We start from the raw sequence: 20,409 nt of genomic DNA, 5'->3' as shown, positions 1-20,409 counted from the left end.
CTTGTATTTAAAAGGGAACTATCTAAATTTCAGACGGCCTTTCTTATTTTCCAATACAATACACAATTGTAAAATCTGTGTCATTTTCTCTCTTAATCTTCTTGACTGATATCAAACTTGTTTGATTTTCTGAAATTTTATAACAATCTTTTCACTTGCCTACATACTTAAATATTATTCAATATATACAATAAGATATGGAAAATTATCTAATATATAATAATGATTTTTACTAGCAAATAGATGAATATTTAAAAATTATACCAAAAAAGTAATTTTATTTTACATTTAAAATCAAATAAGTGCGATAAATTTGTCCAAATAATAGGCATATTTTGTTTGCAATCTTTCCTCTGTAAAACCTTAGATTGCCCCTATCATCAAAACCTCTAAATTCTGATACACTTCGACTTACACAAATAGATATTGATTTTAAAAGAATTTCTGAGTAAATCACTTGGATATTTCCTCACGCACAATAGATGTAATAAAAATACAATTAATCAAATTACCCACTATTCCAAACTTCCAATTTCACAGGAACAAACCATGAGTGAAAATTTGTTAACCCTGACCATAGACGGGCGCGAAGTCAAGGCTTCCGCCGATTCATCCATCATCCAAGCCTATGCCCGGTCGGGCAGTGCGGTTACTGCCAATGTCGGCTGCATGGGGCAGGGCGTGTGCGGTTCGTGCCGCTGCATGATCCGTAAAGAAGGCGAACGTGAAGTAACCACCGCGCTGGCATGCGAGACCAAAGTCGAAGAAGGGATGCAGGTCAGCTTCTTGGACTACTTTATTCCGGAACACATCCAGTATTACGACGTGGGCGAAGTCGGCGACGGCTGGAACTGGCTGGACGACACCGCCAAAGCCTTTCCCGAAGCGCAAAACTGCCGCCATTGCGGCGGCTGCAACCGCGCCTGCCCCAAAGGTTTGGAAGTGGAAAACGGCGTGGCGCAAGTGGTATCGGGCGATTTCGGTGCGGCTGCGCTGACCTTCGACCAATGCGTGATGTGCAACCTCTGCACCCTCTCCTGCCCGGAACACATCCGTCCGAACCACTTGGGCTTGTTCGCACGCCGTATGAAAGCGGCGCGCACATTGCGTCCTGTGGATTTGATGCGCCGCCTGCGCGAAATCGACAGCGGCAAAATGAAAGTCGAATTTGAAGAGGAGGCAATGTAATGGCGAACAAAATCCAAGGCATAGACTACGAAACCGCCCTTGCCAACCTGCGCGTGTCCTCATTGGAACTGCGCGGCGATTTACCTGAAAAAAACGAATTACTGAGCCAATTCCATCCCGATTATCAGGCAAATGCGCGCGTGAAGCTGCCCATCGGCCCGAACGCCGGCGATTACTGCCATCCTGATTTGGCGAAACTCTTAATCAGCCGGCCGCTGATTGACGATTATGATTTGTCGGGCGCGGAACATTTGAACACCGACGTATTGGTCATCGGCGGCGGCGGCGCGGGTGCGGCGGCGGCGTTGTCTGCAACCGAAGCAGGCGCGCGCGTGATTATGGCGAACAAGCTGCGTATCGGCGACAGCAATACCGTAATGGCGGAAGGCGGCATTCAGGCGGCAGTCGGCGCGGAAGACAGCCTGCAACAACACTTTGACGACACCGTCAAAGGCGGCCACAACGTCGGCAAAAAAGAATTGGTGGCGCAAATGGTTACCGATGCACCATCTGCCATCCGCTGGCTGATCGGTTTGGGTATGACCTTCGACCTTACCAATGGCGCGGACAGCAACGGTATGTTGAGCCGCAAACGCGCGGGCGGTACGACCGTGCCGCGTATTTTGAGTTACCGCGACTTTACCGGCCTCGAAATGATGCGCGTCCTGCGCGAGGCGGTCGAACTCGATGAAAACATCACCCAGCTCAACCGCCACCCCGCCATCGAATTATTGTCGGACGAACACGGCCGCTGCGTCGGCGCGATTTTGTACGATTTGGAAAAACGCTCTTTGGTATTGGTGCACGCCAAAGCCGTGGTCTTGGCTACCGGCGGCAGCGGAAGGCTGCATTTGCAGGGTTTCGCCACTTCCAACCACTACGGCGCAACCGCAGACGGCCTGGTAATGGCGTACCGCATCGGCGCGAAACTGCGCGATGTCGATTCCTTCCAATACCACCCGACCGGCGTTGCCCATCCGCCGCACTTGGCAGGCGCGCTGATTTCCGAAGCCGTCCGTTCCGCAGGCACCAAACTAATCAACGGTTTGGGCGAGCGTTTCGTTGACGAATTGCAGCCGCGCGACGTGGTTGCCGCCGCCATTTTGCGCGAATGCCGCGAAGGCCGTGGCGTGGTACGCGACGGACAAGTCGGCGTATTCCTCGACACCCCGCGCCTGATTGCCAACGATCCTGATGTGTTGAACCGTTTGGTTACGCTCGGACACGTCGCCCACAAATGCGGCATCGATCCCGCTGTCGAACCCGTGATGATTCATCCGACCCTGCACTATCAAAACGGCGGTGTCGAAATCAACGGCGACGGCGCAACCTGTGTGGAAGGACTTTATTGCGCCGGAGAAGTAACCGGCGGCATCCACGGCCGCAACCGCCTGATGGGCAACGCGCTTTTGGACATCATCAGCTTCGGCCGCCGTGCCGGTAAAGCTGCGGCAAATTGCGGCCTGCCGCTGAAAAAAGTGCGTGGCGGTGTCGGACACGTTCACGACCTGCAACGCGAAATGACCCGCGCCGGACTAACCGGCGACATCAAAGCCCCCGTTTTATATCCCGACTACGGCAAATTCGATTTGCGCGAACACGCCGGTTTGCAGGAGCAACAATTATGAACCAAGCCAATCAAAACTTACTGCACCCGTCCCGCCAAGTCGGCGCGGATTTGACCGCGTGGCGCAAAGTCGGCGGCGGCGAAGGCCTGCTGGCGGCACTTGCCGATCCTCAAAGCATTGTTTCCAAACTGCAAGAAGCCAATCTTTGCGGTATGGGCGGTGCAGGTTTCCCGACCTGGCGCAAATGGGAGGCTGCCGTTGCCGCGCAGAGCAAACACGGCGACAAATACGTCGTCTGCAATGCCAACGAAGACGAACCGGGTACGTTCAAAGACCGCGTATTGCTGGCGAAAACGCCGCACCAAGTCATCGAAGGTGTATTGATTGCCGCCGTCGCCTGCCGCGCCAACAAAGCGGTTTTGTACGTCAACCCTCATCAAACCGACTCCATCGCCTCCATCACACCCGCCATCGAGCAATGGAAAAACAGCGATTTGTTCATCCGTATCGAAAACTACTTGGGCAAACCTTTGGACTTGCAACTGGTCGAAACGTCAGGCCGCTACATCGGCGGCGAAGAAACCGCCGTGATTTCTTGGCTGGAAGGCGGTTTCCCGTTCCCACGCCGCAAGCCGCCGTTCCCAGCCGAAAGCGGTGTCAACGGCGAGCCGACCCTGATCAACAATACCGAAACCTTCGCCAATATTCCGCAAATCCTTGCCAAAGGCGCGGAATGGTACAAATCGCTGGGTTTGGGCGATGCGGCAGGTACGAAACTCTACTCGCTCTCCGGCGACGTATTGAATCCGGGCCTGTACGAACTGCCGATGGGCACGACCCTGCAATCGCTGATTTTCGACCACGGCGGCGGTATGCTCGAAGGGCGCACGTTTAAAGCCGTGTTTACCGGCGGCCCGTCAAACACGCTTTTGACCGTAAAAGATTTGGACGTGCCTTTGGACTTCGTGTCCGTGCGCGAACGCAAATCCAGCCTCGGTACGGGCGCGATGATTGTGATTTCCGAAGGCACGAGCGTGGTGCGTAAAGTGTCCGAATATGTGGAATTTTTTGCATCCAACTCGTGCGGTCAATGCCCGCCGTGCAAAGGCGGCACGTTCCAACTCTCGCGCCTGCTCAACCGCGTGGATACCGGCATCGGCACTTCAGACGACCTCCGCGCCCTGCAAAGCCTGTGCCAACTGCTGCCCCGAAGCGGCCGCTGCGGCCTGATTGACGGCGCGGTTACCGTGTTGCAAAGCTCGATGCGTACCTTCCCCGAAGAGTACGGACTGCCGGCGGAGCAGGATTAATCCGATACGGCGTTTCAGACGACCTTTTCTATATAGGAGGTCGTTTGAAAAATACCTGTAGTATTTGTTAGGTTTCACAACCGAACCTTCCCAAACTACTTACCAGATGCTTCGCCAGCAGAAAAAACGATACGGTGTATCTTGAGGTTTTGCCCTCTCCCTAACCCTCTCCCACGGGGAGAGGGAATGATGGTGCTGAAAATTGACCATTATCGGACTTTCTGCAATCTGTCCCCTCTCCCCGTGGGAGAGGGTTAGGGAGAGGGCAAAAAACGTAAAAGCTCAAGAAACGTCATCTGAAAAAGATGGCAACACAAAAGTACGCATTACCCAAACACCCAAAAGAAAAACATAAAAACAACCACACTCAAATACATTTCAGACGACCTCTCCCACCAAAATCAGGCACACGTCGTCTGAAATCCGATTTCCCCAATACTTCAAACTAGGAGACTCAACATGGGCTTCAAGCCAATTCCTGCTGCGGTTGCGCTCGCGCTGACGCTGATTATCTGGTTCGTCATACCCGTGCCGCAGGGCGTATCGCCCGACGCATGGCATCTTCTGGCGTTGTTCGTCGGCATCATTGCCGGCATCATCGGCAAAGCCATGCCCATCGGCGCAATGGCGATTTTGGGCATTACCTTGGTCGCACTGACCGGCGTGACCAACGAAAAAGCCGCCGACGCAACCAAAGACGCTCTGAGCAGCCTCAACAACTCGTTAATCTGGATGATCGGTATCGCCATCATCATCTCTCGCGGTTTGTTGAAAACCGGCTTGGGGATGCGTATCGTCTACCTTCTGATTTCCCTTTTCGGCAAACGCACGCTAGGCGTAGGTTACAGCTTGGCACTAACCGACTTGGTTATCGGTCCGGTAACGCCGAGCAACACCGCGCGCGGCGGTGCCATTGTGCATCCGATTATGAAATCCATCGCACTGAGCTTCGACTCCGATCCCGAAAAAGGTACGGAAGGCAAAATCGGCAAATACCTTTCACTGGTCAACTTCCACTCCAACGTGATTACCTGTCTGATTTTTATCACTGCCACCGCACCCAATCCGCTGGTCGTCGAATTGGTTGCCAAAGCCACCAATTCGCAAATCCAACTCTCTTGGGGCACATGGTTCTTGGCGATGGTCGTACCCGGCCTGCTTGCTATGCTGCTGATGCCGCTGGTGTTGTATTTCCTGTATCCGCCTGAAATCAAACAAACCCCTAACGCCACTGCATTGGCAAAAGAGCATTTGGCTGCCATGGGGCCGATGAAGCGTGAAGAAAAAATCATGCTGGGTATTTTCTTGGTTCTGCTGCTGTTGTGGGCGGGTATTCCCGAGATGCCGTTCGGCGTGAAAGTTGATGCTACCGCCACCACCTTCCTCGGCTTGAGCCTGTGCCTTTTGACCGGCGTACTGACTTGGGAAGATGCGCTGAAAGAAAAAAGCGCGTGGGACACCATCGTTTGGTTTGCAGCCTTGGTGATGATGGCAAACTTCCTCAATAAACTGGGCCTCATCAGCTGGTTATCCGACTCCATGCAAAGCGGTATCGCCCACATGGGCTTGGGTTGGGAAGCAGGCTGCGCCTTGTTGATGCTTGCCTACCTCTACGCCCACTACGTTTTCGCCAGCGGCACGGCACACGTTACCGCCATGTTCGGCGCATTCTACGGCGCAGGCTTGGCCTTGGGTGCACCGCCGATGTTGTTTGCCCTGGTTATGGCATCCGCTACCGGCATCATGATGTCGCTGACCCACTACGCCACTGGTTCCGCTCCTGTCATTTACGGCTCCAACTATGTGACCATGACCGAATGGTGGAAAGCCGGCTTCATCATGAGCGTGCTTGAAATCCTGATATTCGGCACTGTCGGTATCTTATGGTGGAAAGTTTTGGGCTACTGGTAACCCTTTAGCTTATTTAAAACTCAGGCCGTCTGAAAACTCCAATTTCAGACGGCCTTTTGTTACAATTTCATTTTTACCGAACACACTCAATTACCGTGAAAATACTCATCCTTGGCAGCGGCCAAGTCGGCTCGACCGTCGCCCAAAACCTTGCCTCCGTTCCCAGCAACGACGTCACTATTATCGACATCGACGAAAAAGCGCTCAACCGTATCAGCAGCCGTCTCGATGTCCAAACCATCGTCGGCAACGGCGCATCGCCCTTTACCCTCGAACAGGCAGGTGCGGCAGACTCCGACCTCTTACTTGCCCTGACCCGCAGCGACGAAACCAACATCGTTGCCTCCAAAATCGCCGCCGACCTATTTAATATCCCCAGCCGCATCGCACGTGTGCGCTCAAGCGAATACCTCGAATATCCGGTTGACGGCAGCGACAAACCCGAAGAAGGCAGCCTCAACATCTTCGGCATTACCGAAACCATCAGCCCCGAACAACTGGTTACCGAGCAACTCGTCGGACTGCTCAGCTACACCAGCGCATTGCAGGTACTCAGCTTTGCCAACGACCAAGTCCGCATGGTGATTGTTCAAGCACGCAAAGGCGGTTTGCTGATCGGTCGTGAAATTGCCGACATCAACCAGCACCTGCTTGAAGGCGTGGACTGCCAAATCTGCGCCATCTACCGCAACAACCGCCTGATCGTCCCTACGCCGCAAACCGTCATCATCGAAGGCGATGAAGTCCTGTTTGCCGCCGACATCAACAGCGTTGAAGCGATCATGCGAGAATTGCGTCCGAAAGAAGCGCGTACCCGCCGCATCATGATTGCCGGCGGCGGCAACATCGGCTACCGCCTCGCCAAGCAGCTCGAGTCCAAATACGACATCAAAATCATCGAATACAAACCCCACCGCGCCGAATGGCTGGCCGAGAATCTGGACAACACCCTCGTCCTGCAAGGCTCTGCTACCGACGAAACCCTGCTGGACGAAGAATACATCGACGAAATCGACGTCTTTTGTGCGCTGACCAACGATGACGAAAACAACATCATGTCCAGCCTGTTGGCGAAAAACCTTGGTGCCAAACGCGTAATCACCATCGTCAACCGCTCAAGCTACGTTGATTTGCTCGAGGGTAACAAAATCGATATCGTTGTTTCCCCCCATCTGATTACCATCGGCTCCATCCTCGCCCACATCCGCCGCGGCGACATCGTTGCCATCCATCCTTTGCGGCGCGGTACGGCCGAAGCCATTGAAGTAGTGGTGCACGGCGATAAAAATACTTCCGCCATCGTCGGCCGCCGTATCAGTGGTATTAAATGGCCGAGCGACTGCCACATCGCCGCCATCGTCCGCGGCGAAACCGGCGAAGTCATCATGGGACACCACACCGAAACCATCCTGCAAGACGGCGACCACATTATCTTCTTCGTTTCACGCCGCCGCGTTCTGCCGGAGCTGGAAAAACTCATTCAAGTCAAAATGGGCTTTTTCGGTTAAACCCGAAATCCGTTTGCTTGAAGCCATAAAAAGGCCGTCTGAAAAGATTTTCAGACGGCCTTTATTCATTATTTTATTTATGCTTTGGCAATGCTGTTGTTACGGCCAAACCAAACAAAACCAATCACACCCAATACAATCATCGGTACGCTCAACCATTGACCCATGGACAAACCCAAAGTCAACAGGCCGAGATAGTCGTCAGGCTGACGGGCAAATTCGGCAATAAAGCGGAACAAACCGTAACCGCCCAAGAACAATGCCGCCGTTTGACCGACCGGACGCGGTTTTTTCGAGAAAATCCAAACGATGACAAACAGGCAAATGCCTTCAAGGGCAAACTGGTAAAGCTGAGACGGATGGCGCGGCAGCATGCCGTATTGTTGCAGCCATTCGGCCCACAAAGGATTGTGCGCCGCAGCTTCTGCATCTTCGTAACGCGCTTGAGGGAAACCCATCGCCCAGAAAGCATTGAGTTCGGTCACGCGTCCCCAAAGTTCGCCGTTGATAAAGTTGCCGATACGGCCGGAAGCCAAGCCCAGCGGTACGAGCGGCGCAACGGTATCCATCAATTTCAAGATACTGATGTTGTGCTTGCGGCCAAACAGCCACATGGCAACGACCACGCCCAAGAAGCCGCCGTGAAACGACATGCCGCCTTCCCAAACTTTGAAAATATCCAAAGGGTTGGCAAGATAATCGGAAAATTTATAAAACAAAACGTAGCCGATACGGCCGCCCAAGATCACGCCCAAGATACCCCAAGTCAGGAAATCGTCGAGCATTTCTTTGGTAAACACAGAATTGCCCTGCGCGATACGGCGGCGGCCCAAAATCGTAAACAGGATAAAGCCGACGATATAGCTCAAGGCATACCAGCGGATGGCAAGCGGGCCGATACTGATCAGCACCGGATCAAACTGGGGATGTATTATCATGATGTGTGTTCCTTATCTCAAAGGCCGTCTGAAAGCCTGAACTTTCAGACGGCCTGTATGCGGTGTCGGATGGTTTAACGCAAATCGCCAACCACATTCAAAATCGCAGACAACATTGCCTCGCCCAAGCGAAGCGAGCGTTGACCGTTCCAGCCGAAATCGTCATTCGGCAGGTTGGCATTGTCTTTAAACGGCATTTCCAAAGTATAGGCAAGGCAGTTGAAATGATTGCCGACCCAGTTGGTCGCCAAAGTCATGTTTGCCTGACCCGGCGCATCTTTGTCATAGCCGTAATCGTCTTGGAAATCGGGGCTGGCATTGAGCAACGCCAGTTTGAATTGGTCTTCCAAGGCTTCGATGCGCTCGTTGTAGTTCGGCACGCCTTCGGTACCGGCCACAAAGACAAACGGCAGGCCTTCATCGCCGTGAATATCCAAGAACAAATCCACGCCTGTTTCCATCATTTTTTCGCGGACGGTAAAGACTTCGGGGCTTCGCTCCAAAGTCGGGTTTTCCCATTCGCGGTTGAGGTTGGCACCGGCGGCATTGGTGCGCAGATTACCCAAAACCGAACCGTCCGGATTCATATTCGGCACAATGTAAAAAGTCGCACGGTCAAGCAGCATGCGCGCGGTCGGATCTTGCGGATCAAGCAGGCGGCCCAGCAAACCTTCGACAAACCATTCCGCCATCGTTTCGCCCGGATGCTGACGGGCGATAATCCAAACTTTCATGTCGCTTTCGACTTGGTTGCCGATGGTCAGAAGATTGATATCGCGGCCTTGAACGGTACTGCCCAAATCATCGATACGGCACAAACCGCTGCCCTGAGCATCGCCCAAAAGATTCAAATGCTGCTCGTGGGAATAAGGCTCGAAATAAGCGTAATAAACGCTGTTGGACAAAGGCGTATGATTGATGGTCAACACGCCGTTTTCATAGCTGGTCGGCACACGGAACCAATTTTGGCGGTCGTAAGAAGCGCAAGCCTGATAGTCCTCCCAGCCCAAAGGATACGCAGCGTCCGCCGCATTTTCAAAATGCATCACGCAGTTTTGATAGGCCGCACCCTGCAAACGGAAGTAAAACCATTGGGCAAACTCCGAAGCATTGTCGGGACGCAGGGCGAGGCGGATATCGGCAGGGTTGCTCAAGTCTTTGACAACGACCGAACCGGCATCGAATTGGGTGCTGATTTTCATCATGGGTATCCTTAGTAATCGGCGAAGAGGCCGAAGCAAACCGTCATTTTACCGTTTGCATTAGGCTGGTTTCAACCATTTAACTGATTTAACAGGATTTCAAGCGTCTGGAAATATTGTTTCAGACGGCCTTTGGGATTAAGATAAAGGCCGAAATCATGAAACAAGGTAGAAACCATGACCCAGCAACAATCTGTCTCCCCTACCATCAAGGCACGCGTCCTTGCCGAATCTTTACCTTATATCCGTCGTTTTTCCGGCTCCATCATCGTCATCAAATACGGCGGTAATGCCATGACCGAACCTGCCTTAAAAGAGGGTTTCGCACGCGATGTCGTCCTGCTCAAACTAATCGGCCTGCATCCCGTCATCGTTCACGGCGGCGGCCCACAAATCAATGAAATGTTGGAAAAAGTCGGTAAAAAAGGTGAATTTGTTCAAGGCATGCGCGTGACCGACAGCGAAACCATGGACATTGTAGAAATGGTTTTGGGCGGACACGTCAATAAAGAAATCGTTTCCATGATTACCTCCTTCGGCGGTCGCGCCGTCGGCATTACCGGTCGGGACAACCACTTCATCAAAGCGGAAAAACTCCTAATCGACACGCCCGAACAAAAAGGCGTGGACATCGGCCAAGTCGGCACAGTGGCCGACATCGACACCCGTTTGGTGGAAGGTTTGGTCGAGCGCGGCTGCATTCCTGTCATCGCACCCATCGGCGTAGGTCAAAACGGTGAAGCGTTCAATATCAATGCCGACTTGGTTGCCGGCAAACTGGCTGAAAAACTTCAAGCCGAAAAACTGCTGATGATGACAAATATCCCCGGCGTACTGGATAAAGAAGGCAAATTATTGACTACCCTGACGCCAAGCCGCATTGACGAACTGATTGAAGACGGCACGCTGTACGGCGGTATGCTGCCTAAAATTGCCTCTGCCGTCGAAGCCGCCAAAAGCGGCGTCAAAGCCACGCATATCATAGACGGTCGCGTTCCAAACGCCCTGCTTTTGGAAGTGCTGACCGATGACGGCGTAGGCTCAATGATTTTGGGCGAAGGCTAATCCGTTTTTCAGACGGCCTTATGCCTTATTTAATCAGCTTTTCACCCTAAAAAGGGTAAAAAATGTTACACTATACGGCTTATGTTTGTTTGAGCGATATTGACGTGAAACAAACTTACAGTCGGTTTCATACCGACTCTGATACCATACTTGGCAAAGGCGGTATAATGTCTGCATTCATCAGACTTTGGCAATCATCCTTAAGGCCGTCTGAAACGTAACAAAGCTACTTTTCTTTTACCATCCTATTTGGAGATATTCATGAGCGCAATCGTTGATATTTTTGCACGCGAAATTTTGGACTCCCGCGGCAACCCTACCGTAGAGTGTGACGTATTGTTGGAATCCGGCGTCATGGGACGCGCAGCCGTACCAAGCGGCGCATCAACCGGCCAAAAAGAAGCTTTGGAACTGCGTGACGGCGACAAATCCCGTTACTTGGGCAAAGGCGTATTGAAAGCCGTTGACCACGTCAACAACCAAATCGCGCAAGCCCTCATCGGTATCGATGCCAACGAGCAATCTTATATCGACCAAATCATGATCGAATTGGACGGTACTGAAAACAAAGGCAACTTGGGTGCCAACGCCACTTTGGCCGTTTCTATGGCCGTAGCACGCGCAGCCGCTGAAGATGCAGGCCTGCCTCTGTACCGTTACTTGGGCGGCGCAGGCCCAATGGCTCTGCCTGTTCCGATGATGAACGTTATCAACGGCGGCGAACATGCCAACAACAGCCTGAACATCCAAGAATTCATGATTATGCCTGTCGGCGCAAAATCTTTCCGCGAAGCCCTGCGTTGCGGCGCCGAAATCTTCCACGCACTGAAAAAACTGTGTGATGCCAAAGGCTTCCCAACTACTGTTGGCGACGAAGGCGGTTTCGCACCTAACCTGAACAGCCACAAAGAAGCCCTGCAACTGATCGTCGAAGCAACCGAAGCTGCCGGCTACAAAGCAGGCGAAGACGTATTATTCGCCCTGGACTGCGCATCCAGCGAGTTCTACAAAGACGGCCAATACCATCTGGAAGCCGAAGGCCGTTCTTACACCAGCGCAGAATTTGCCGAATACCTCGAAGGCCTGGTTAACGAATTCCCAATCATTTCCATCGAAGACGGTATGGACGAAAACGACTGGGAAGGCTGGAAACTGCTGACCGAAAAATTGGGCGACCGAGTTCAATTGGTCGGCGACGATTTGTTTGTAACCAATCCAAAAATCTTGGCTGAAGGCATCGAAAAAGGCGTAGCAAACGCATTGCTGGTCAAAGTAAACCAAATCGGTACTTTGAGCGAAACCCTGAAAGCCGTTGACTTGGCAAAACGCAACCGCTACACCAGCGTCATGAGCCACCGTTCCGGCGAAACCGAAGACAGCACCATTGCCGACTTGGCAGTTGCCACCAACTGTATGCAAATCAAAACCGGTTCCCTGTCCCGTTCTGACCGCATGGCGAAATACAACCAATTGTTGCGCATTGAAGAAGAATTGGCCGAAGCCGCTTACTACCCTGGCAAAGCCGCATTCTACCAATTGGGCAAATAAGCAGAATATAGGATATTGATTGTATGAAGTGGGTAACTTTTGTTTTAACCTTCGCACTTTTGTGCTGTCAGTACAGCCTTTGGTTTGGTAAAGGCAGCGTCGGGCATACGGAAGAATTGCAGGAGCAGCTCGTCCGTCAGGAGGAAAAAAACCAAACGCTCACTTTACGCAACAATTTCCTCAATGCAGAAGTTGAAGATTTGGCACACGGACAAGAGGCCATCGCCGAAATTGCCCGCGTCGAATTGGGCTATGTCCAAGACGGCGAAGTGTATTACCGAATCATCGACCGCCGCTAAACCCTGCAAAACAAAGGCCGTCTGAAAACATATGTTTCAGACGGCCTTTTTTATCGCAATCGCTATATAATCACATATCCCAAAATCAAATCACACCCATCATGTATGACGTAAACACCCACGATGTCCGCCGATTCTTTGCCCACGTCTGGCAACACAGGCTCGCACCGCTCCAATTGGACGGCCTGCAACAAAAAGCTTTGCGCATTATCGAAGCCCATCCCGAATACAGACACTATCTCGAAGACATCGAACAATATTTAGATAAAGAATGGTTGCCCGAAGACGGTGAAAGCAACCCATTCCTGCACATGTCGCTACACCTTTCCCTACAAGAACAAAGCGCCATTGATCAGCCCCCGGGCATCCGTGCCATCCACCAACAACTTTGCGCCCGTTACAACGGCGACTGGGTCAAAGCCGAACACGATATGATGGAAGCCTTGGCAGAAACCATCTGGGAAGCACAACGCTACGGACGGAGCCTTGACGTCAACGCCTACATGACCCGCCTACGGAAATTGGTCGGCTTAGGCCAAGAAGAAAAAGCCCGCCTCAATCCCCATGAAGTCGGCTTGATGGATACAAAGTAAATTCTTTTCAGACGGCCTCACCCCATACAAATCCTTACGCTTGCCAAAACCAACATTTCCATCTTTCATGCTAAATTACTTTTTTGAAATCCGCATTACAAGGAAAACCAAAATGATCCGCCCAGCCCTTACCGCACTACTGCTAGCCACCTCCCTGCCCGTTGCAGCAGAAAGCCTCAACTACAACATCGTTGAATTTTCCGAATCCGCGAATATGGAAGTGCCGCGGGACACCATGACCGCGCATTTCAGCGTCAACGCAGAAGGCAAAGACCGTCAAGCCGTCAACCAAGCCTTCATGAAGAAATTCAACCAGTTCAACAAAATCTCCCAAAACAGCAAATTTAAAGCAGAGCTGATGGAGCGCAACGCATCCCCGCGCTATCAATACACCAACGGCAAACGCACCCAAACCGGCTGGGAAGAACATGCCTACTTCAAAGTAGAAAGCAAAGACTTTGAAGCACTCAACCGCCTGATTGCCGACAGCATCAATTTCGCCGTTTTGGAAAGCTCCTCATTTTCCGTATCCAAAGAAAAACGCGAAGAAACCGTCGACCAACTGAGCAAAGCCGTCATACTGCGCTTCAAAGACCGAGCCCAAAACCTCGCCCAAACGCTCGGCTTCTCCAGCTACAAAATCGTTAAACTCAACCTGGGCCACATCGGCAACCGCCAAGTCGGCGGTGACTTTGCACAAGCCAAAATGCTGCGTGCAGTCCCCGCCGCAGAGATGGAGGCAGGAATAGAAGATGGCGTACCAGCCTCTCCGGGTTCAGAAGAAATCAGCCTGACCGTCAGCGGCTCGGTGCAAATGTAGTATTTTCTTTTAAATCATTTTAAAGGCCGTCTGAAAGTATATTTTTCAGACGGCCTTTGTATTTGTTCAATGATTAGAACGGAATATCGTCGTCGATATCATCAACCGGAGCGGTCGGTTGTGCCGGGGCAGGACGACGGGCTGGGGCGGCTGGGGGTTCTTGAGCCGGAGCAGATTGGTATTGCTGTTGTGGCGCTTGTTGGTAACTGCCTTGGCTTGAATGGCCGCCTTGATTATAGCCGTCATCGTATGGTGCACCACCACTGTTGTCGTTGCGGCCGCCGAGCATTTTCATTTCGTTGGCGATGATGTCGTAAGCGGTGCGCTCGATGCCGTCTTTGCCTTGGTATTTACGGCTTTGGATACGGCCTTCCAGATACACTTGGCTGCCTTTACGCAGGTATTGACCGGCAATTTCGGCGAGTTTGCGGTACATGGTGATGTTGTGCCATTCGGTACGTTCTACACGTTGGCCGTTGCGGTCATTCCACGTTTCGCTGGTGGCAACGCTGAAGTTACAGACGGCCTCACCGTTGGGCATATAGCGGACTTCCGGATCGCGGCCGAGGCGGCCGATGAGAATAACTTTATTCAATGACATTTTACACTCCTGTGATAATTTTTTCGGCGGCCTCTTGGTCGAATCCTTTTTGCAAGGCCTTGATATAAATGGTTTGTTTGTCTGCGCTAAAGCTGATGCTTTCAACGCCTTCAATTTCGGTCAATTTTTGGTAGAGCAAATCCGGATTTTGTTGCCATTCGGCGTTAAACGGATAGCTGAGGTTTTTGACGGGTTTCGGTGCCGGCGAAATGACTGCCAATACCAGCCACAGCAACATCAATATGCTACAAAAGGCAAATACGCCTGCAAAACCGTATTTTTGGAACAATAAACCACCGGTTGCGCCGCCGACAAACAAGCCGACCGACTGCATGGTGTTATACACGCCCATCGCCGTACCTTTCAAATCGGACGGAGCGATTTTCGACACCATAGACGGCAGGCTGGCTTCCAATACATTGAAACCAATAAAATAAACAATCAGATAAGCGGTAATCAACCATACCGAGTGCATTCCAAACAGCAAACCTATTTGCGCCGCGGCAATGCAGACGATCCCAAGGATAAACACTTGTTTGAGTTTGTTGCTCGTTTCGCCGACGATAATCAGCGGCACCATAATAATCAGGCCGGTAATGGTTGAGGGCAGATAAACTTGCCAGTGATGAATTTTTTCCAAACCCAACTGCGTCATGGCAAACGGCAATGCGGTAAATAAAGCCATTTGCGCCGCATGCAAGGCAAAAATACCAAAGTCGAGATTAAGCAGTTGACGGTTTTTCAATACCTCGCCCATACGCGAGGGCTGCGCCTGCGTGTCTTCGTGCATTTTTGACACTTCCGGATCAGGCGTCATCCAGGCAACCACGCCGATACTGATTACAGTCAGAATACCGGTCAGCGCAAACAGGCCGGATACGCCGATAAAGCTGGCAATCATCGGGGCAAGCACTAGGCTGACGGAGAAGGTCAAGCCGATACTCAGGCCGATCATCGCCATCGCACGCGTCCGCACTTCGTTACGGGTCAAATCCGCCAGCAAAGCCGTTACCGCCGCACTGACGGCACCCGCACCTTGAATGGCACGAGCGGCAACCAACATCTGCAGGCTGTCGGCAACTGCAGCCAAAAAACTACCTGCTGCAAACACAATCAAGCCGGCATAAATCACTTTTTTACGGCCGAATTTGTCAGAAGCCATGCCCAAAGGCAGTTGCAGCAAAGCTTGTGTCAGCCCGTAAATACCCATCGCCATACCGACCAGAGCTTTATTGTTTTCTGCGCCGGGCAACGAAGCGGCATACATTGCCAAAACAGGCAACACCAAAAACATCCCCAACATACGCAGTGCGTAAACGCCGGAAAGTGAGGTACTGGCACGCCACTCGTGCGGAAACATTTGAATGCGGTTATCTCTTGCCATAAATAATGTTTCAGACGGCCTTAAGTTTGCGAAAGGCCGTCTGAAAGTGTGAATTAACAGATTTTCTGATTATACAGGATTCAAAGGAATTGCATGGGGTGAAATCACAAGCCGTTTATCACAAACCTGCTTCATTGGTATAAAACGGTTTTAACAAAAAACAACGTCACGCAAGATCTGCCCTATCCCATTATCCCCAATCAACCCCACTGCCATCTATTTCGCCACGCGCCTAACACGGCATTCGGATATTTGTTACTGCCCAAGCTGCCGTTAAACCTTGCCAAAGCGCGGACAATATTGCCTTTTTCGATATTGTTGTAATGACGAAGAATAGTGCAGCCATAGCGCAGATTGGTGCGGATATCGAAAAGGTTGTGCGACGGGTTGCCGATATAGTTTTTCCAAAACGGCATCACCTGCATCAAACCGCGCGCGCCCACGCCGCTAATCGCATATTGGCGAAACGCGCTTTCCACTTCAATCAAGCCCAAAATCACTTGGGTATTGAGTCCGGCACGACTGCTTTCGTATTGAATATTGACCAACAGGCGGCGGCGCTCGCCCTCATCGGGAATGAAACGTGCCAACCGAGAAGACATCGCCGCCAACCAACGCTCCCCTTCCCTCGAATCGGCAAACACCAGCCGCGCAGGGCTCGCGCTATTGATCGAACTGCGCATCACGGAAGCCACATCATCGGCCAGCGTTTCTTCACGTTGCGCCCCCGCCCATGCGGTCGCAGGCGTCAAAAGCATGGCTCCGCCGACTTGCAACAGACGGCGGCGCGATAAAAATAAGGAATCTTGGTTTTCCGATTTCATGTATTTTCTCTTTTTAGGCCGTCTGAAAAGTTCAGACGGCCTTTGATATATTGGCTTAAAATCAGCATTATAAAATACATCTATGAGCAGAATCAAAGAGCTGTATACCTTTTATTGTCAAGTGATACCGCCTCAAGTAACATTTAGGTTTTTCTAATCAACCGGTATTTTTTATGACCACCACTCCCGCCAACGTTTTAGCCTCCGTCGACTTGGGTTCCAACAGTTTCCGCCTGCAAATTTGTGAAAACAACAACGGCCAGCTGAAAGTCATCGACTCGTTCAAACAAATGGTTCGCTTTGCCGCCGGCTTGGACGAACAAAAAAACCTGAGCGAAGCCTCTCAAGAACAAGCCTTGGAATGTTTGGCAAAATTTGGCGAACGCCTGCGCGGATTCCAGCCTGAAAATGTGCGCGTGGTGGCCACCAACACTTTCCGTGTCGCCAAAAACATCGCCCAATTCCTGCCCCGTGCTGAAGCGGCGCTGGGTTTCCCCATCGAAGTCATTGCCGGCCGTGAAGAAGCGCGTCTGATTTACACCGGCGTAGTACATACCCTGCCGCCCAAAGGCGACAAAATGCTGGTTATCGACATTGGCGGCGGTTCGACCGAATTTGTCATTGGCTCGGATTTGCAACCGCTGACTACAGAAAGCCTGCCTTTGGGTTGCGTAACGTACAGCATGCGCTTCTTCCAAAACAAAGTGACCGCCAAAGATTTCCAAGCCGCCGTTTCCGCCGCGCGTATCGAAATCCAGCGCATCAGCAAACTGATGAAGCGTACCGGTTGGGATTTCGCCATCGGCACGTCCGGCTCGGCAAAATCCATACGCGACGTTTTGGCGGCCGAATTGACGCAAGAAGCCGACATTACCGCCCAAGGCATGCGTTATCTTGCCGATAGGATTATCGAAGCCGGTTCGGTTAAAAAAGCCAAATTTGAAAACCTCAAACCCGAACGCATCGAAGTTTTTGCAGGCGGATTGGCCGTGATGATGGCCGCTTTTGAAGAACTCTCGCTGACCAAAATGACCGTTACCGAAGCCGCACTCCGCGACGGCGTGTTCTACGACTTAATCGGCCGCAGCCTCAATGTCGACATGCGCGAACAGACAACGGCAGAGTTCCAAAAACGCTACCACGTCAGCCTCAACCAAGCCAAACGGGTTGCCGATACCGCGCAAGCCTTCATGAACAGCCTGTGCCACGCCAAAAACGTAACCGTTCAAGAGCTTGCCCTGTGGAACCAATACCTCAGCCGCGCAGGCCGTCTGCATGAAATCGGCTTGGATATTGCCCATACCGGTTATCACAAACACTCCGCCTACATTCTCGAAAACGCCGATATGCCGGGCTTCTCACGCAAAGAGCAAACCATTTTGGCACAACTGGTTATCGGCCATCGCGGTGACCTTAAGAAAATGGCGGACATTATCGGCAACAACGAAATCATGTGGTGTGCCGTATTGTCCCTGCGCCTGGCCGCCCTCTTCTGCCGCTCACGCCTGCCGCTTGATTTGCCGCCGCAAACCCAGCTTCGTGTCGATGAAAACAACCACAGCTTCATCTTGCGCATCAACGCCCAATGGCTGGAGCAACACCCCCTCATCGCCGATGCGCTGGACTACGAAAGCGCGCAATGGCAAAAAATCGATATGCCTTTCTCGGTTCAAGCACAATAAACCGCACTCCGTTATAATAGGCAGCTTTTCAAAATTCAAACCGCAGGCCGTCTGAAAACGACAGCCTGCCATACATCAAGGAAAACCATGAGAAAACCCCAACGCGGCTACGCCCGCCAAGACCGTGTCAAAGAACAAATCATGCGCGAGCTTGCCGAACTCGTCCGTACCGGACTGAAAGATCCGCGCGCAGGCTTCATCACCATCAACGAAGTCGAAGTCACCCGCGACTACAGCCACGCAACCGTGTTCTATACCGTTTTAAACCAAGACACGCGCGAAATTACGGAAGAAGTGCTGGAACACGCGCGCGGACACCTCCGCAGCGAATTGGCCAAACGCATCAAGCTGTTCAAAATCCCCGAACTGCATTTCAAATACGACGAATCTTTGGAGCGCGGTATGAACCTGTCCGCCCTTATCGACCAAGTGGCGGCGGAAAAACCGGTTGAAGACTGATACTGCCAGAATGAACAATCTGATTCCCGAACATTTAGCCGCCTATGTACATAGTGATGGCCTGCAAATTGAAGGCGGGCATCGTTGCTTTTCATTATCCTGCCAAGGTAGAGATACTTTCCACATCCGTTACTATGGAGAGCCTTTTGATGGATTGATTACCGATACTGATAAGACTCCGGTAAAAATTGTGGCGGTAGAAGCTGTAAGCGGCGATGAAATCGTATTGTTTGATGGCGCGGAACATGGCTATAACGCTATGTTTTACAACAAATATAGCCCAAATCAAAAGCAAAACAGAACATTAACTGATTTGGATGAGTATACTTACCGAGTTCTGATTCATCTTTATTACAATATAGACTATGAAGATGAATATGAAGATTTCGTCAATTCTGAAGGACAAGTTCCCTTAATTGATGGTCGCGTCATTAGTTTTGACTCATTAAAACGAAATGGCTTTGATGCAATCAGCGTTGATCTAATTGATGAAAAACACTCTGTTCGTGAATTATTGAATGAAGAATTAAGCTAACACGCAGGCCGTCTGAACCCTTTCAGACGGTCTGAACATTAATATTCCCTAATTAATATGACCAATAAACCCGCCAAACGCCCGGTCAACGGCGTTCTTCTCCTCGACAAACCTGAAGGCCTTTCCAGCAACACCGCCCTGCAAAAAGCGCGGCGTTTGTTCCGTGCCGAAAAAGCCGGGCATACCGGCGTACTCGATCCTTTGGCCACAGGGCTTTTGCCTGTTTGTTTTGGAGAAGCGACCAAGTTCGCCCAATATCTGATTGATGCCGACAAAGCCTATACGGCCACACTGAAACTGGGCGAAGCCAGCAGCACGGGCGATGCAGAAGGCGAAATCGTTGCTACCGCACGCGCCGATATTTCATTGTCCGAATTTCAGACGGCCTGCCAAGCCCTGACGGACAACATCCGCCAAGTGCCGCCTATGTTTTCCGCCCTCAAACACGAAGGCAAACCGCTGTACGAATACGCACGCAAAGGCATCGTTATTGAACGCAAAGCGCGTGATATTACGATTTACTCCATTGATATTACTGAGTTTAATGCACCCAAAGCCGTGATAGACGTACGTTGCAGCAAGGGTACTTACATCCGCACCCTCAGCGAAGACATCGCCAAACACATCGGCACATTCGCCCACCTGACCGCCCTGCGCCGTACCGAAACCGCAGGCTTTACCATTGCCCAAAGCCACACGCTCGAAGCTTTAGCAGAACTGGACGAAGCCGAACGCGATGCCCTGCTGCTGCCTTGCGATGTCTTGGTGCAACATTTCCCCAAACTCGAGCTGAACGACTACGCCGTTACCATGCTCAAACACGGCCAGCGCCCCCAGTTTACCGAAGACATTTCCGCCGAGCAGCCCATCCGTGTGTACAGCCGAGACGGCGCATTTATCGGACTGGTGGAATATCAAAAAGAAATAGGCCGTCTGAAAGCCTTGCGCCTGATGAATACCGCCGACAAATAACT

19 protein-coding genes are annotated in these 20,409 nt (G+C 51.6%); 14 read left to right on the top strand and 5 right to left on the bottom strand.

Features of this window, described 5'->3' with window-relative positions; all coding sequences use genetic code 11:
* Positions 1-549: 549 nt before the first annotated feature.
* The 5 genes from FAH67_RS02710 to trkA all read left to right on the top strand — a co-directional run bounded on the left by FAH67_RS02710 (position 550) and on the right by trkA (position 7,485).
* Entirely contained in the window at positions 550-1,188 is a 639-nt protein-coding gene (locus tag FAH67_RS02710) for a 2Fe-2S iron-sulfur cluster-binding protein (RefSeq protein ID WP_003680684.1), read from the top strand.
* Complete coding sequence (locus FAH67_RS02705; RefSeq protein WP_003680685.1) at positions 1,188-2,816, top strand: FAD-binding protein; 1,629 nt, start codon at positions 1,188-1,190, stop codon at positions 2,814-2,816. Before FAH67_RS02710 ends, FAH67_RS02705 begins: the two co-directional genes overlap by 1 nt.
* On the top strand, positions 2,813-4,066 hold the full coding sequence (locus FAH67_RS02700) for a complex I 51 kDa subunit family protein (protein ID WP_003680686.1): 1,254 nt from the start codon (positions 2,813-2,815) through the stop codon (positions 4,064-4,066). The genes FAH67_RS02705 and FAH67_RS02700 overlap by 4 nt, the downstream gene beginning before the upstream one ends.
* Positions 4,067-4,525: 459 nt before the next feature.
* Positions 4,526-5,977, top strand: a complete 1,452-nt coding sequence (locus FAH67_RS02695) for a DASS family sodium-coupled anion symporter (RefSeq protein WP_003679629.1) — start codon at positions 4,526-4,528, stop codon at positions 5,975-5,977.
* Between the two features lie 95 nt (positions 5,978-6,072).
* The gene (gene trkA, locus FAH67_RS02690; protein WP_003679628.1) at positions 6,073-7,485 is read left to right on the top strand and encodes a Trk system potassium transporter TrkA; all 1,413 of its coding nucleotides are present in this window, start codon (positions 6,073-6,075) and stop codon (positions 7,483-7,485) included.
* Between the two features lie 77 nt (positions 7,486-7,562).
* Here trkA and lgt read toward each other — a convergent pair whose 3' ends face one another.
* Positions 7,563-8,423, bottom strand: coding sequence for a prolipoprotein diacylglyceryl transferase (lgt, locus tag FAH67_RS02685; RefSeq protein WP_003679627.1), 861 nt, complete (start codon positions 8,421-8,423; stop codon positions 7,563-7,565).
* A gap of 74 nt (positions 8,424-8,497) precedes the next feature.
* Entirely contained in the window at positions 8,498-9,628 is a 1,131-nt protein-coding gene (locus FAH67_RS02680) for a M14 family metallopeptidase (RefSeq protein ID WP_039863567.1), read from the bottom strand.
* Between the two features lie 174 nt (positions 9,629-9,802).
* Here FAH67_RS02680 and argB point away from each other — a divergent pair, with 174 nt between their 5' ends.
* The 5 genes from argB to FAH67_RS02655 all read left to right on the top strand — a co-directional run bounded on the left by argB (position 9,803) and on the right by FAH67_RS02655 (position 13,950).
* Complete coding sequence (gene argB / locus FAH67_RS02675; RefSeq protein ID WP_112890731.1) at positions 9,803-10,690, top strand: acetylglutamate kinase; 888 nt, start codon at positions 9,803-9,805, stop codon at positions 10,688-10,690.
* A gap of 261 nt (positions 10,691-10,951) precedes the next feature.
* Positions 10,952-12,238 carry a phosphopyruvate hydratase gene (gene eno / locus FAH67_RS02670; protein WP_003679616.1) on the top strand — a complete coding sequence of 429 codons (1,287 nt, stop codon included), beginning with the start codon at positions 10,952-10,954 and terminating at the stop codon, positions 12,236-12,238.
* Positions 12,239-12,261: 23 nt separating this feature from the next.
* Positions 12,262-12,537 (top strand): cell division protein FtsB, encoded by a 276-nt coding sequence (ftsB, locus tag FAH67_RS02665; protein WP_003679613.1) that lies wholly within the window; start codon positions 12,262-12,264, stop codon positions 12,535-12,537.
* Between the two features lie 101 nt (positions 12,538-12,638).
* Positions 12,639-13,130 carry a DUF1841 family protein gene (locus FAH67_RS02660; RefSeq protein WP_003679611.1) on the top strand — a complete coding sequence of 164 codons (492 nt, stop codon included), beginning with the start codon at positions 12,639-12,641 and terminating at the stop codon, positions 13,128-13,130.
* 112 nt (positions 13,131-13,242) lie between these two features.
* The gene (locus tag FAH67_RS02655; RefSeq protein ID WP_039863565.1) at positions 13,243-13,950 is read left to right on the top strand and encodes an SIMPL domain-containing protein; all 708 of its coding nucleotides are present in this window, start codon (positions 13,243-13,245) and stop codon (positions 13,948-13,950) included.
* A gap of 73 nt (positions 13,951-14,023) precedes the next feature.
* On the opposite strand, the gene FAH67_RS02650 is transcribed toward FAH67_RS02655, so the two are convergent.
* The 3 genes from FAH67_RS02650 to FAH67_RS02640 all read right to left on the bottom strand — a co-directional run bounded on the left by FAH67_RS02650 (position 14,024) and on the right by FAH67_RS02640 (position 16,759).
* Entirely contained in the window at positions 14,024-14,551 is a 528-nt protein-coding gene (locus FAH67_RS02650; protein ID WP_003679606.1) for a single-stranded DNA-binding protein, read from the bottom strand.
* A 1-nt stretch (position 14,552) separates the two neighbouring features.
* Positions 14,553-15,935 carry an MFS transporter gene (locus FAH67_RS02645; protein WP_003679604.1) on the bottom strand — a complete coding sequence of 461 codons (1,383 nt, stop codon included), beginning with the start codon at positions 15,933-15,935 and terminating at the stop codon, positions 14,553-14,555.
* A gap of 200 nt (positions 15,936-16,135) precedes the next feature.
* Positions 16,136-16,759 (bottom strand): lytic transglycosylase domain-containing protein, encoded by a 624-nt coding sequence (locus tag FAH67_RS02640; protein WP_039863563.1) that lies wholly within the window; start codon positions 16,757-16,759, stop codon positions 16,136-16,138.
* A 173-nt stretch (positions 16,760-16,932) separates the two neighbouring features.
* Here FAH67_RS02640 and ppx point away from each other — a divergent pair, with 173 nt between their 5' ends.
* From ppx to truB, 4 genes are all read left to right on the top strand, one after another.
* Positions 16,933-18,441, top strand: coding sequence for an exopolyphosphatase (gene ppx, locus FAH67_RS02635; protein ID WP_003679600.1), 1,509 nt, complete (start codon positions 16,933-16,935; stop codon positions 18,439-18,441).
* An 87-nt stretch (positions 18,442-18,528) separates the two neighbouring features.
* Entirely contained in the window at positions 18,529-18,900 is a 372-nt protein-coding gene (rbfA, locus tag FAH67_RS02630) for a 30S ribosome-binding factor RbfA (protein WP_003679598.1), read from the top strand.
* Positions 18,901-18,910: 10 nt separating this feature from the next.
* Positions 18,911-19,435 carry a hypothetical protein gene (locus tag FAH67_RS02625; RefSeq protein ID WP_003679597.1) on the top strand — a complete coding sequence of 175 codons (525 nt, stop codon included), beginning with the start codon at positions 18,911-18,913 and terminating at the stop codon, positions 19,433-19,435.
* Between the two features lie 57 nt (positions 19,436-19,492).
* Positions 19,493-20,407, top strand: coding sequence for a tRNA pseudouridine(55) synthase TruB (gene truB / locus FAH67_RS02620; RefSeq protein ID WP_003679595.1), 915 nt, complete (start codon positions 19,493-19,495; stop codon positions 20,405-20,407).
* Positions 20,408-20,409 lie beyond the last annotated feature (2 nt).

This window comes from Neisseria flavescens, from assembly GCF_005221285.1.
Classification (GTDB): domain Bacteria; phylum Pseudomonadota; class Gammaproteobacteria; order Burkholderiales; family Neisseriaceae; genus Neisseria; species Neisseria flavescens.
The sequence above is the reverse complement of the archived record's forward strand: the minus strand, read 5'-3'. Positions and strand labels throughout refer to the sequence as shown.